Consider the following 13,944-nt stretch of genomic DNA (forward strand, 5'->3'; position numbering starts at 1 on the left):
GCTGTGACCTGTGTGCCGGTGCCCTTTACTAATTTACCGGGGCACCAAAAACCGCACCGGCATTTGCAACAGACTTCAGTTTGGCCGGCGGAGGGGTTTTCCACTCGACGCTTTCGGTTGGATTGCCCTTTGCGTCGGTGAGATAAAGCGGTTCGAAATCCGCAGCGAACTTTGCGTCCAGACGATGTGACGGGCGATATGAAACCCCGAGTGGATCGCTCATGGCGCAAAAGGTCCGTTTCGGCTCCTGCCAAGTGTGCCACATCTGGCGAAGACTGCCGATGCGCATCCCGCCGCAGAAGCGCACCAGGGGACCGATCATGCTGATCGTCGTCTGGAGGCGATCGACGGAAGCCCTTTGAGACCAGGCATGTCTTATCGCATGGCGCGCGAGTGCGGTCTTGCGGCCGCGGAACTGGAGCAGGTCGGCCAGAAAGGGAACGACACGCTCCAGAGGTTCCTTCGGCCACTCGACCAGCTTCTGCCCGTCAAGATCGCTCAGGCGGAGATTTGGCATTAGCCGGCCCGCCCGCGCCGTTTCCTCAAAGTGCGGCGTGCCCGGGATTGGAATGGTCAGGGACAGGAGGGCAGGGAGCGGTGTTTCGATACTGTCGAGCACGGCGTCGATCTGCGTATCGACCTCATCGACGGTCTGCCGGCCGAAATCGAGCATCATGCCATAGTCGAAAAGCACACCGTGTTCTGCGCACAAGCGCGCCAGAGACCGAGGGTCCGAAGACAGGCTGTGACGCTTGTTGTAGTTTCTGAGAACCTCGGGATCGAGAGACTCAACGCCGGAAAAGAGTGCCTTGCATCCATTTGCGGCGACCATGGCGAGGTTGTCCGGGTTCTTGAAGAAGTCCCCGGTCACCAGTGCGCCCCAACCGCGATAGTCGCCGCGGCGCCAGCGCTCACCGAGCAGTCTGACCCTTCGCTCAAAGTCTCCACGGTTGTTGCCGTAAAAATTGTTGTCGAGAACCATGAGCATGGACCGACGGCCGGTGGCATCCAACTGACTTGAAATCTCTTGGGTGGAGTAGGGCTGATACGCTCTTCCTTCTCCCGTCAACGAACAAAATGAGCAATTGAAGTTGCAGTTCTTTGTGGTCTCGACAAAGCCAAGGCCAAACGACCATCCCGCGAGATCAAATCGCGGCGCGGGGTCTTCGGCTCGCAAATCGGCTCCGAGGACATCGTCAATCAGGTCATCGAGCGATTCAACGTCGCCCGCGCAGACATGGTCAAACACGTCGGCACAGGCTCTTGGGAAGGCCCGGGCGATCGGTCCGCCGATGGCCACACAGACTTTGGGGTTTGCATTCCGGAAGTAAGCGGAGAGTTGCCTTGCTCTGTCAAAGGCAGCTGTCAGGCCTGTAAAGACCACGAGGTCGGGCCAGCCGAAATGCCGGGGTGCCAGCATGGCGCCATGATAGACCTCGTCATAGACACGCACATCGGCGCGTGCGGACGAAAACCTGCCGGCGAGATAGTAGGGGGCCATGGCCCGAGGGATGAAAAGACGCATGGGTGCCGCAGATCGCCAGGGATCGACATACGCGTTTACGATCAGAATTTTCGGGCGACGTTTTGTTTTCACGTTCGTGTTTTTCAATTCCGCCTTATCGCATTGTCACACTTGATCCAGTCCCGCAAAAACGCCGAGGACGAAGATCGCGTAGACCCCTATGATCGCATGGGAGATGATGGGCGTCACGACGCTGCCCGAGCGCATGAACAGCCATCCCCACAAAAGTGAGGGTGCGATTACCGCAAGCGATACGACCGGATTGAGATGTGCGTGCAGGACAGCAAAAAGCAGCGTTGAGACCAGGTTGGCGATCCATCCGGCAGGCCCGATGACGCCTGTCAGAAAACTCTGCAACGGGGCCTGTATGGCGCACCGCATCGCAAACTGCTGAACGAGCACAGAAAAAAGGTAGATGGACAGGGCAGTCGCAAAGAGCCCTGGAGATCGGACCTGCGTTCCATCGTCCAGAACCAGAAAAGAAAACAGCGCGCTTGTCTGGCTATCAGCGCCCGTTGCGGAGAGGAACAAGTACTTTCCGACCGTCATTGCGGCGCAGAACCCGAGCGACCACAAGATACTCTCGATGACATAACGCGGCTTGGGGCGGAGATTCAGCTTGAAGGCGGTCGAATGTGGCGCAGCCCAGCGGTTTATGTAGTAGGCGATTATCACAAGCGTCAACAACGCGATAACCGGACCGAGATCGTAGAACTGCGCGCGTGCCAGCTTCTGGATCGGCTCCAGAACCAGTGTGAAAAGACTGAAGATCGTCAGAATCGCGACGATGAAGCGCCCGGTCGCCGCGCGTTCCTTTTCGCGTTCAGCCGTCTTTGTCAGCAATTCAACCCGTTCGCTTTCGTCTGACAGCATAACCAGCACGCCGACGCGCTCGTCCGAGTCGCGCCGGTGCAACAAAACGGTACGAACGTTGAGGTGAAGAACGGTGTTTTCACGCTTCAGGCTGATTGCGGCAATGTGTTCCAGCTCAGGTTGGCGGACCGCCTCCAGGACACAGTCGGTGAAGTCATCAAGGTCCTGCAACGGGAGAAAGACTTCGGCGACGGTCTTCCCAACAATCTCTCCCGCGCTCAATCCGAAAATCTTCTCAGCGCGCGGGTTGCAAGATGTCAGGATGCCTTGCGGGTCGATCGTAATGATGCCGTCGGTGGAAGACGCAACGATGTCGTCCGTCATTGCAACGGGAAGCTTGGGCAAGGGCTTTGTGTTGCTCAACGTGAATGCCAGTCGCGACTGCGGGAGTATCGCCGCCAAGCCGAGACTGTCTCTCCTGACAAATGATCGAATCGCCGGGGAATCACGCTAGTACACGGCCCGTGCCGCGTCCAGCATACGGGCTCTTTTGAAGGGGGCTGCGTCCTAAACCGCTGCTTCAGCCTGTTTCAAGAGCCGGAGGAGCTGTCTGTGGGCATATTCGTTGCCGACAAGCACGTCACCTGTTTCCAGCATCTTGTTCTTGCCCTGCAGATCGCTGACGAAGCCGCCCGCTTCGCGAACCATCAAAATACCGGCCGCAATGTCCCAGGAGTTCAGATTGTGCTCCCAGAATGCGTCCAGACGGCCCGAGGCAACCCAGGCAAGATCGAGCGCCGCAGCACCTGCACGGCGGACACCGGAGACTTCCGGCATGACATACCGAAGCTCGCGCAGGGCGCGGCCGTGATCACCATGACCGATAAAGGGCATGCCGGTACCGATCAGCATTTCCGGCAATTCTGTTCGGCCGGCAACCCGCAGACGGCGGTCGTTCAAAAAAGCACCCCGGCCGCGTTCGGCGGTGTAGAGCTCGTCCATAACCGGGTTGAAAATCACGCCGGCAACGATTTCACCGGCACGCTCAAGCGCAATCGAAGTTGCGAAGATCGGAATGCCGTGCAGAAAATTGGTGGTTCCGTCGAGCGGGTCGATGTGCCAGCGGTGCTGGCCGTCGGTGCCATCGACGACGCCGCTTTCCTCCATGACCAGCCCGTAGGTCGGGCGGGCCTTGGTGAGTTCACCGCGCAGGATCTCCTCTGCACGACGGTCGGCAGCCGAGACGAAGTCTCCTGGGCCCTTGCGCGAGACCTGGAGATTTTCCACTTCACCGAAATCACGGACAAGACTGCGTCCTGCCTTGATCACGGCCTGAACCATCACGTTGAGGAGTGCTGTGCGCGCCATAGATTGTCACTTGTTGTTGGGCGGCGCCCGGCCGGACCGGACGCACCATGTCACTTGGTAGGGCCTGAAATCAGTCCGCGCGGCGCACGTATTCCAGTGTGCCGGTGTCCACGATGATCTTCTCACCGGCGGTGATGAACGGCGGCACCATCACGCGAACGCCGTTTTCCATGAGTGCAGGCTTATAGGATGACGACTGGGTCTGTCCCTTCACGACAGCGTCAGCTTCGCTGATTTCCAGCGTGACATGCTGCGGCAACGTGATGCCGATAGGACGTTCCTCATGCAGTTCCACGGTGACCATCATGCCGTCCTGCAGAAAGGCAGCGCGATCACCGACGAAATCAGACTGAAGCTCGAGCTGCTCGTAGGTTTCCGTGTCCATGAAGATCAGCATGTCGTCCTGGGTGTAAAGGTACTGGAAGTCCTTTTGTTCCAGCCGAACCCGTTCAACCTTGTCTTCAGAGCGGAAGCGTTCGTTGAGCTTGCGGCCATCGAGCAGGTTCTTCATTTCAACCTGGGCGAAGGCACCACCCTTGCCGGGCTTGACGTGCTGAACTTTGACGACGGCCCACAGTGTGTCCTGATGCTGAAGCACGTTACCGGGCTTGATTTCGTTACCGTTGATTTTCATGGAACGACCGATGTTATGAATTGTTAGGATCTGAAGCAGCGCGGACGCGGCCACAAGCCACGGCGCCAGAATTTGCTCGCGCCTGTCCACCACAAAAGAAGGACCGTTTCAAGGAAAAAAGGCAATTTCCGCGATGTTTGGCCTGCCCGGAGAGGAATTACGGAGAATCAGCTGCCGGATCTTCCGTCGGTGCCATGAGCGTTGTTGAATGCTGTTCCGCCAGCTTTCGGGCCTCATCCATGGTCTGTTCGTCGAGTGTCTCGACAATTCTGTCCAGACCGAGATCGGGAACGCCGAGCGTGCGCGCAGCCAGATGCCAGCCGGCCGCCGAGGCAAAATCCTGCTCGCGTCCCCGGCCATAGGCATAGACACGGGCCAGGCGGTTCATGGCAACCGGATTGCCCGCCGTTGCTGCGCGCTCGAACCAGTCGGCGGCTTCAGCCTCGTCGGGATCGATCCCCTTACCCTGGTGCCGCAATATGCCGTAGTAGACCTGGGCCGAGGTATGTCCGCGACGGGCCGCCCGCCCGAGCCAGAAGGCGCCCTGGCCTGGATCGTTCAGGCCACTTTGGGCTTCCAGGTAGGACAGTCCGAGGGCGTATTGCGCTTCCGGATCGTTCAGCCTTGCAGCTTGTTCCAAGAGCTCACGGGCCTTTTCCTCGTTAAAGGGACGGCCTTCGCCTTCCTGATATAGGATGGCAAGATTGTAGAGTGCGGCCGCATTGCCGGCATCGGCCGCCTGTTCAAACAGATCCGCCGCCTTGGTCTTGTCGACCTCCACACCGGTGCCGAGGAGATAAAACTGCGCGAGTTGCAGCGCAGATCCGCTGTCACCGGCTGCCGCCGCCAGCGAGTACCAGTCTGCCGCCTTGGTCTTGTCGAGTTCAATGCCGAGACCTTTTTCGTGTAACACACCGAGCAGAGCCTGAGCTGCCTTGTCACCCTGTTCAGCAAGAGGTGTCGCCAATCCGAGCGCGGTCAGAAACCAGCCGCGCTGAAATGCCGAATACGCCGTATCTGCCGTTGCGGTTTTGCTGTCGTCCAATTCGGGAGGGCCAGCGTCGATGATACCGAACAATGTCTTGTTTTGTGTCGTGACATCAATAACCGCGGGGGTCCTGTCGGGTCCTTCGCCAGTCGCTACGGCATCGAAGTCGGTATCCTGCGCGGCTGCATCCGATACGCAGACGGAAAGGGTCATGGCAGCGGCCAAAGCGAATACGGCCAGGCGTGTGTTGCAAGCACAGGCGTATTCCTTCGGCATCAGTCTACTCCGTCGTTTCAACAGGCGTCAGTCGTTCAATCCACATCGGCAAACGGATTGGCGTCCAGTATCCGGTTTGCCTCGGCAATCACAGCGGAAATGTCACTTTCCGACTGCCACACGGCATCCTTCAACGCAACAAAGTCCGCTCCAGTCGCGGCAACTTCGTCAAGCGTTTCCAGTGTGTTGCCGGCAAGCGCCACACAGGGCGTTTCAAACAGCTCAGCCCACCAGGACGCACTTGAGAGCGTCTTGTCGTGTGCCTTTTCCTTTTCATCCAGATCCAGCTTGCCGAAGAATATATAGTCCACTCCGGTTTCCGCCCATTCCATGGCATCGTGTTTCAACTTGGTTCCGCCCGTTCCGACGATCCGTTCCGGTTGAAAGCTCTCAACCGCAAGCTTGAGGTCTTCAAGAGACGTGTCGACATGCACGCCGTCGGCGCCGCTGCGCCCGGCGGCCTGCGTGTCCCTATAGATCAAGGCAGCCGCGCCGCCTTCCTGAATCACGGGGACGAGCGTCGCCGCAGCATCCTGAATGGCCTTCGTTCCGGCGTCCGGCAAATAGATCAAAACGCACGCAACATCGCCGCCCGAAAAAGCTGTCTTCAGTTTTCCTGCCAGATCATTGGTGTCGAATTGTGGTGGCGTTACGAGAAAGAGGCGGGGGCGATTCACTTTTTGGGTCCTGCTTGCGGCAATTCTTCACGCGGGGTGCTCCCGCCGGTCAGTTCATGACCTAAAGACGGCAAAAGAGGGACGCAAGGCCCCTCTTTCAAGAAAGTGAATGGTCTGTTCTTTTCCAGCTTCGCTGCCGGTCAGCCGATTTTCGGATCCAGGCTGCCATCCTGATACTTTGCAGCCATTTCGGCGAGCGTGCTAATTTTCGTGATCTTGGACGCCTGGCCCGCTGTGTTGAAGGCCTCAAGACGCTCAACACACAGCTTCTCCATCGCCTCGCGCGCCGGTTTCAGGTATTTGCGCGGGTCGAATTCGCCCGGATTTTCGGCGAGAACGCGGCGGATCTGGCCGGTCAACGCCATGCGGTTATCCGTATCGATGTTGATCTTGCGCACGCCGTTTCTGATGCCACGTTGGATTTCTTCGACCGGAACACCCCAGGTCTGGGGCATTTCTCCGCCATACTGGTTGATGATGTCCTGCAGGTCCTGCGGAACGGAGGACGACCCGTGCATGACCAGATGCGTGTCCGGCAGACGGCGGTGAATTTCCTCAATCACATGCATCGCCAGGATGTCGCCATCGGGTTTGCGGGTAAACTTGTAAGCGCCGTGACTGGTGCCCATGGCGATGGCCAGCGCGTCGACCTTGGTCTCCTGAACGAATTTCACGGCCTCTTCCGGATCCGTCAGCAGCTGATCGTGGCTGAGTTTGCCTTCGGCGCCGTGCCCGTCTTCCTTGTCGCCCATGCCGGTTTCGAGTGAGCCGAGAACACCGAGCTCGCCCTCAACGGAGATGCCGCCGAGATGAGCCATGTCCGTCACGGTCTTGGTCACACCGACATTGTAGTCCCAGTTGGCCGGGGTCTTGCCGTCAGCTTCCAGCGAACCGTCCATCATGACGGAGGTGAAACCGGCCTGGATGGCGGTCATGCAGGTCTGCGGGGCATTGCCGTGATCGAGATGCACGCAGACCGGAATGCGCGGATAGATCTCGACGACCGCGTCCATCATGTGCTTCAGCATCACATCGTGGGCATAGGCGCGCGCGCCGCGCGACGCCTGGATGATAACCGGAGAGTCGGTCTTGTCGGCCGCGGCCATGATCGCCAGGGCCTGCTCCATGTTGTTGATATTGAAAGCCGGAACGCCGTAGTCGTTTTCCGCGGCATGATCAAGCAACTGGCGAAGGGTAATACGTGCCATCAAAGTCTCCCAGGGTCCGGTTCCGTGCAGTGCGCTGAAGGCTAGCGCAATATTGCGCTTTGTGCAGTTGCGCTGCGTCAAACTCCGGTCGTTCTAACAAGAATTTCGGCTATGGAAAGGCCGTGACCGGTGCCTAAATCAATTAAAATACAACGACATGATGGAATTTCGGCACACACAATTAATTTGATGCGTAAATTAATATTTCCCTGTCCGGGTCCGCGACCTAGATCAGTGAACTGACATCGACGAAGGTTCCGGCAGGGTCTCTGAGAATCATGCGCCGTTGCCCGTATGGCATATCTTGCGGAGCTTCGATGATGTCCGCATTCTCTGCCAAAGCGCGTGCGTGAACCGCATTGCAGTCATCGACAACGAAAGTCAGCATGACACCGGCAGGAGCATTTCGGGCACCAGCCGGGACGATATCGTTTGTCTGTTCAAGAATGCCGAGTTCCAGCGCCGGGTTCTGCGGATCGGCCAGGTTTACGAACCAGTCGGAGGAAAACTTTGGCGTCAGTCCAAGCAGGGTCTCATAGAAGGCAGCCGTCGCGGCGACGTCCGTCGTGAGAATGTTGGTAAAGCAGCGCTGCATGTTTTCCTCCTGATCTGCTGTTAGCCCTCCAGGGCTTTCACACCCGGCAGTTCCTTGCCCTCGAGCCATTCGAGGAAGGCCCCGCCTGCTGTGGACACATAGGAGAAACTGTCCGCAGCACCAGCATGGTTGAGGGCCGCAACGGTATCGCCGCCGCCGGCAACGGAATTCAGCTTGCCGGCTTTTGTGTTTTGTGCCGCATGTTTGGCTGCCGCGACCGTTGCAATGTCGAACGGCGCGATTTCGAAGGCACCGAGAGGGCCGTTCCAGACAAGTGTTCTGGCAGCATCGATCTTGGACTTGACGGTTGTAATGGAGGCTTTGCCAACATCCAGAATCATGCCGTCGGCGGGAATGGCATCGAGCGAGACCGTTTCGTTGTCCGCGCTGGCCTTGAACTCCTTCGCAACGACTGCATCGTCGGGCAACACGATTTCACAGTTTGCCGCTTCGGCTGCCACCATGATTTTTCGGGCAGTGTCGGCCAGATCATGCTCGCAGAGTGACTTGCCGACATCGACGCCTTTCGCTGCCAGAAACGTGTTGGCCATGCCGCCGCCAATTACCAGCATATCGACCTTGGACACCAGGTTCTCCAGAAGATCGATTTTTGAGGAAACCTTTGCGCCGCCGACAACCGCCAGAACCGGACGGACCGGTTCGCCGAGTGCAGATCCGAGGGCTTCGAGTTCGGCCTGCATCGTGCGCCCTGCGTAGGCGGGCAGGAGCTTGGCGATGCCTTCGGTGGAACCGTGTGCGCGGTGGGCGGCAGAGAAAGCATCATTGACGTAGATATCACCGTTCGCTGCCAGGGCCTTGGCAAACTCCGGATCGTTCTTTTCCTCGCCCTTGTGGTAGCGGGTGTTTTCCAGGAGCAAAACGCCACTATCCGGCAGCGCTGCGATAGCGTCTGCTGCTGCCGGTCCGATGCAGTCATTGGCGAAGGCGACCGGCTTTCCGAGCAGATCGGCGACAGCAGGAGCAACCGGCGCGAGCGACATCTCCGCCACGCGCTCCCCCTTCGGGCGGCCGAAATGGGCGAGCAGAACAACCTTCGCGCCTTTTTCGGATAATTCGCGAATGGTTGGCAGAACCCGTTCGATACGGGTGGTGTCGGTGACCCTGCCACCGTCCATCGGAACGTTGAGGTCAACGCGGACCAGAACGCGCTTGCCGGCAAGATCGGACAGGTCGTCGAGAGTTTTGAAAGCCATGGGTGTCACCTGTGGTCAGGAACAATTCGCACAAAAAAGGCGGATGCAGCGATCCCGCATCCGCCAATGGGTTCAAACAGGATGTTTCAACATCCGGCTCACCGTTTAGATCAGCTTCGCCATAGCGATGGCCGTGTCAGACATGCGGCAGGAGAAGCCCCACTCGTTGTCGTACCAGGACAGGATACGAACGAAAGTACCGTCCAGAACCTTGGTCTGGTCCGTGTGGAACACGGAGGAGTGGCTGTCATGGTTGAAATCCATGGAGACCAGTTTGTCGTCGGTGTAGCCGAGAATGCCCTTCAGCTTGCCGTTGGCGGCTTCGCGAATGGCGTTGTTGATTTCTTCAGCCGTGGTCTCGCGCTTGGCGATGAAGTTGAGGTCGACGACGGAAACGTTCGGGGTCGGGACGCGGATCGCAACACCGTCCAGCTTGCCGTTGAGTTCCGGCAGGACCAGGCCAACCGCCTTGGCAGCACCGGTGGAGGTCGGGATCATGGACATGGCTGCCGCGCGGGCGCGATAAAGATCCTTGTGCATGGTGTCCAGCGTCGGCTGGTCGCCTGTATAGGAGTGGATCGTCGTCATGAAGCCCTTTTCGATGCCGATGGCTTCATTGAGCACATAGGCGACCGGAGACAGGCAGTTGGTGGTGCAGGACGCGTTGGAAACGACGAGATCGTCGGCGGTCAGTGCGCTATCGTTGACGCCGAAGACAATGGTCTTGTCGGCACCGGCTGCCGGTGCGGAGACCAGGACGCGTTTCGCGCCGGCTTCCAGATGCATAGAAGCCTTTTCCTTGGCGGTGAAGATGCCCGTGCATTCCATGGCGACTTCAACACCAAGCTCGCCCCAGGGAAGTTCCTTCGGGTCGCGGATAGCAGTCACCTTGATCGGCTTGCCACCACCGACGACGATGCTGTCGCCGTCGACAACCACCTCTGCCGGGAACCTGCCGTGAACCGAATCGTATCGCAGCAGGTGCGCATTGGTCTCAACCGGGCCGAGATCGTTGATGGCGACGACTTCGATGTCCGTGCGGCCGCTCTCGACGATTGCACGCAATATGTTCCGGCCGATGCGACCGAAACCGTTGATTGCTACCTTGGTTACCATTTTCAACTCCCGCAATCTCTAGCGTCTTTCCAGGATTGACGCCGATTGGTGCACCACCGTGTGGTGGTTGCGTTAAAGGGCAATTCTGTGCCCGGGGCCCGGCGACTTATGGAGGAAATCAAGCTGCCGGGAATTGATCTCAATTAAGCGCCGAGCTTTTCCTTCACAGCGGCAACAACGGCGTCCTTGGTGATGCCGAAATGCTCATAGAGTGCCTTGTAGGGCGCGCTCGCACCGAAACCGGTCATGCCGACAAAGGCACCATCGTTGCCGATGAAGCGGTCCCAACCCATGCGGATGCCGGCTTCGACGGCAACCTTGACCGCACCCGTGCCGATCACGGCGGCCTTGTAGTCTTCGGACTGGGCCTCGAACAACTCAAAGGATGGGACAGATACGACCCTCACGGCAACACCGTCTTCGGTCAGATCCTTGTGAGCGGCGACTGCAATCTCGACTTCGGACCCGGATGCGAAAATCGTCACCGCCGCCTCGTCATCGCTGTCGACGAGCACATAGGCCCCCTTTGCGCAGAGATTGTCCTCTTCATAGGTCTTGCGCACGGACGGCAGGTTCTGGCGCGTCAGCGCGAGGATGGACGGTCCGTCCTGGTTTTCCAGGGACAGCTGCCAGCATTCCAGTGTCTCGGTGATGTCGGCCGGACGGAAGAATGTAAGTTGCGGAATGGCACGCAATGCTGCGAAATGTTCGACCGGCTGGTGGGTGGGGCCGTCCTCGCCGAGACCAATGGAGTCATGGGTCATGACATGAATGACCCGCTGCTTCATCAAGGCCGCCAGACGGATTGATGGACGGCAGTAGTCGGAGAAGATCAGGAAGCCGCCGGAATAAGGAATAATGCCCCGGTGCAGCGCCATGCCGTTCATGGCGGCGGCCATGCCGTGCTCGCGAATGCCGTAATGGATGTATCGCCCGGAAAAATCATCCGGCGTGACCGGCACGGTTTGCTCGGTCTTGGTGTTGTTCGAGCCCGTCAGGTCAGCAGAGCCGCCGATCGTTTCCGGAACCACTTCGTTGATGACGCCAAGAACCGCCTCGGATGCCTTTCGGGTGGCCATTGTCGGCTGCTCTTCAGCAAGCTTCTTCTTGTAGTCCTGCACGGCTTGCGTGAAGCCGGCCGGAAGATCGCCGCGGTTACGGCGCTCGAATTCCGCCTTTTTGTCCGCATCCGCATCGGCAAAACGTTTCTGCCAATCCTTGTGGGCGTGAGCGGAGCGCAAGGCTGCAATACGCCAGGCGTCCAGAATGTCGCTTGGGACCTCAAACGGCTCATGCGGCCAGTTGAGCGCTTCGCGGGTTGCAGCAATTTCCTCGGCGCCAAGGGGGGCGCCGTGCGCCTTTGCAGTGCCGGCCTTGGTCGGGGCTCCAAAGCCAATCGTCGTCTTTGCGGCGATCAGCGTCGGGCTGTCACTCGCCTGCGCCTGGCGGATTGCGTCCGCAATGGCTTCCGGATCGTGACCGTCAATGGAAATCGTGTTCCAGCCGGACGCTTCAAAGCGTTCCTGCTGGTTGGTGCTGTCGGTGATCTCGACCTTGCCGTCGATGGATATACCGTTGTCGTCCCAGAACACGATAAGCTTGTTCAGCTTCAGGTGACCGGCCAGCGTCAGGGCTTCCTGGCTGATGCCCTCCATCAGACAGCCGTCACCGGCAAGCACGTAGGTGTAGTGGTCGACAAGATCCTTACCGAAACGGTCAGCCTGCAGGCGTTCGGCGATCGCCATGCCCACAGCGTTGCCCAGTCCCTGGCCTAGCGGTCCGGTCGTGGTTTCAATACCTTCGCCATGACCGAACTCGGGATGGCCGGCGGTGCGGGAGCCAAGCTGACGGAAATTTTTCAGCTCATCCAGCGTGAAGTCTTCATAACCAAGCAGATACAGAAGGCTGTAAAGCAGCATGGACCCGTGACCGGCTGACAGCACGAAACGGTCGCGGTCCGCCCAATTGGGAGCCGTCGGGTCGAATTTCAGGAATTCAGTGAACAGGACCGTTGCGATATCGGCCGCCCCCATGGGCAAGCCGGGGTGACCGGATTTCGCCTTTTCCACGGCATCAATGGCAAGAAAGCGGATCGCGTTTGCCATGCGCTGGTGTTTTTCAAGATCGGTCATCATCTTCCCGTTGCTAACTTTGGAGCGTCCTTGACCGGAATTGACCGTCCGGCAAGGCGATTATGAAGTGCGTTTGTCAGAGACTGACAGTTCTCAGCTTGGTTCAGGCGCCAGACAAATATCAGGAACGCGCACCGAGTCAATAAAGCTCCGGAATGCGTTTGTCGGAATAAATTCCCTACGCTGGCGGTTATAGAGTTGAGGATTCTGCCAATGGTGCCATTGACTGCGGGAAGTTGCGATGCCTAAGCTCGAACGCCTGACAAAGGTTTGCATTTTCGCCGAATTGTGCGTGCTTGATCGTGCCGGGCAGGGCAGGATTCAAGCAAGGAGGCGCATGGGGAGGTGAAAGCGACTCTCGCGACTTTGAGGGAATGGGAAGCTTAGGCGGGCCGCCGCAATAAGATCAGGGCGTTTAAAATAATGGCGGAAATCGAGTGTATGGAAAAAACCAGCCTTGCCGATGCGGTAAATCGGCTGGAATCTGCCGTGGGGCATCTGGAAACAGCGGTGCAGCGGCGCATGGATGCTGACAGGTCCTTGAATTCACTTCAGGACGACCTGCAAAGGCTTGGTGAGGACCGGTCGCAGCTTGCAGCTTCACTTGACGAAAGTGAAGCGCGTGCCTTGCGGCTGGAAGAGGCCAACAAGGATGTTTCCCGCCGGCTTGTCTCGGCGATGGAGACAATCCGAAGCGTCCTGGATGCGCATGGCGGATGACGACCGGAGGGGCTGAAGACGCATGGCGCAGATAACAGTCACGATTAACGGCAAAGCCTTCCGAATGGCCTGTGACGACGGCGAGGAAGACCGTTTGATGGGGCTGGCTGCCCGATTCGATGGCTGGATCTCCGAATTGAAAGGCTCCTTCGGTGAAATCGGCGATCAGCGGCTGACGGTGATGGCGGGTATCATGGCAACGGACCAGCTTTCCGAGCTCGAGCGCAAGATAAAGCAGCTGGAGCAGCAGCTGGCTGACGCAAACCAGCAGAAGCTTGCGGCACTCGACAACATGAGTCAGAACGAGCAGGAGCTTTCCAGAGCCGTCCACTCTGCGGCCGCCAGGATCGAAAGCCTTGCGGAAGGCCTAACCAAAAGCTTGCGTTCACCCGACCCCTCCTGATCGAAGCGCCAACGGGCCGGGCAACAAGCAGAATTTCGTTTGTGATGAAATTGACGACGCTCTGGTAATTGCCGGAGCGCGGGGCTATATGCGGTAATTGCGGCTGTCCGATACGTCAGGAAAATTATCCCCGGGGCCTTAAGCATTCCTTCGGGAGCTGTCCCTGCGCTGGGCCGTGGTCCGTTGCATACGGCGCCCACCTACTTTGTAGGTTTCCCGGGATTGCGATTCCAACGGTCGGACGGCTGCGCTCGCCCCTCAAAGGGGAGCATCCG

Annotated in this window: 13 protein-coding genes and 1 other RNA gene; 3 read left to right on the plus strand and 11 right to left on the minus strand. The window is 58.6% G+C overall.

Features of this window, described 5'->3' with window-relative positions; translation table 11 throughout:
* Window positions 1–28: 28 nt before the first annotated feature.
* The 11 genes from RBB47_RS16045 to tkt form a co-directional block, all read right to left on the minus strand.
* Window positions 29–1,597, minus strand: coding sequence for a radical SAM protein (locus RBB47_RS16045; protein ID WP_305986862.1), 1,569 nt, complete (start codon window positions 1,595–1,597; stop codon window positions 29–31).
* Between the two features lie 33 nt (window positions 1,598–1,630).
* The gene (locus RBB47_RS16050) at window positions 1,631–2,800 is read right to left on the minus strand and encodes a PAS domain-containing protein (protein WP_305986863.1); all 1,170 of its coding nucleotides are present in this window, start codon (window positions 2,798–2,800) and stop codon (window positions 1,631–1,633) included.
* 105 nt (window positions 2,801–2,905) lie between these two features.
* Window positions 2,906–3,706: an inositol monophosphatase family protein gene (locus RBB47_RS16055; RefSeq protein ID WP_305986864.1), complete on the minus strand. Its 801-nt coding sequence runs from the start codon at window positions 3,704–3,706 to the stop codon at window positions 2,906–2,908.
* 70 nt (window positions 3,707–3,776) lie between these two features.
* Window positions 3,777–4,340, minus strand: a complete 564-nt coding sequence (gene efp / locus RBB47_RS16060; RefSeq protein ID WP_094074798.1) for an elongation factor P — start codon at window positions 4,338–4,340, stop codon at window positions 3,777–3,779.
* Between the two features lie 157 nt (window positions 4,341–4,497).
* Entirely contained in the window at window positions 4,498–5,604 is a 1,107-nt protein-coding gene (locus tag RBB47_RS16065) for a tetratricopeptide repeat protein (protein WP_305986865.1), read from the minus strand.
* Window positions 5,605–5,639: 35 nt separating this feature from the next.
* Window positions 5,640–6,281, minus strand: a complete 642-nt coding sequence (locus RBB47_RS16070; protein WP_305986866.1) for a thiamine phosphate synthase — start codon at window positions 6,279–6,281, stop codon at window positions 5,640–5,642.
* Window positions 6,282–6,421: 140 nt separating this feature from the next.
* Window positions 6,422–7,489: a class II fructose-bisphosphate aldolase gene (gene fba / locus RBB47_RS16075; RefSeq protein WP_305986867.1), complete on the minus strand. Its 1,068-nt coding sequence runs from the start codon at window positions 7,487–7,489 to the stop codon at window positions 6,422–6,424.
* 226 nt (window positions 7,490–7,715) lie between these two features.
* On the minus strand, window positions 7,716–8,084 hold the full coding sequence (locus RBB47_RS16080; RefSeq protein WP_305986868.1) for a VOC family protein: 369 nt from the start codon (window positions 8,082–8,084) through the stop codon (window positions 7,716–7,718).
* A gap of 20 nt (window positions 8,085–8,104) precedes the next feature.
* Entirely contained in the window at window positions 8,105–9,298 is a 1,194-nt protein-coding gene (gene pgk / locus RBB47_RS16085) for a phosphoglycerate kinase (protein ID WP_305986869.1), read from the minus strand.
* Between the two features lie 105 nt (window positions 9,299–9,403).
* Complete coding sequence (gene gap, locus RBB47_RS16090; protein ID WP_305986870.1) at window positions 9,404–10,414, minus strand: type I glyceraldehyde-3-phosphate dehydrogenase; 1,011 nt, start codon at window positions 10,412–10,414, stop codon at window positions 9,404–9,406.
* A 143-nt stretch (window positions 10,415–10,557) separates the two neighbouring features.
* Entirely contained in the window at window positions 10,558–12,546 is a 1,989-nt protein-coding gene (gene tkt, locus RBB47_RS16095; protein ID WP_305986977.1) for a transketolase, read from the minus strand.
* Window positions 12,547–12,987: 441 nt separating this feature from the next.
* On the opposite strand from tkt, the gene RBB47_RS16100 reads away from it, so the two are divergent.
* The 3 genes from RBB47_RS16100 (at window position 12,988) to ssrS (ending at window position 13,921) form a co-directional block, all read left to right on the plus strand.
* Window positions 12,988–13,266, plus strand: a complete 279-nt coding sequence (locus RBB47_RS16100) for a DUF4164 domain-containing protein (protein ID WP_305986871.1) — start codon at window positions 12,988–12,990, stop codon at window positions 13,264–13,266.
* A 22-nt stretch (window positions 13,267–13,288) separates the two neighbouring features.
* Window positions 13,289–13,669, plus strand: a complete 381-nt coding sequence (locus tag RBB47_RS16105; RefSeq protein ID WP_305986872.1) for a cell division protein ZapA — start codon at window positions 13,289–13,291, stop codon at window positions 13,667–13,669.
* A gap of 97 nt (window positions 13,670–13,766) precedes the next feature.
* A non-coding RNA gene (gene ssrS, locus RBB47_RS16110) (6S RNA) lies at window positions 13,767–13,921 on the plus strand.
* Window positions 13,922–13,944: the final 23 nt, after the last annotated feature.

The sequence above is a fragment of the Roseibium sp. MMSF_3544 genome (genome assembly GCF_030732845.1).
Taxonomy (GTDB): Bacteria; Pseudomonadota; Alphaproteobacteria; order Rhizobiales; family Stappiaceae; genus Roseibium.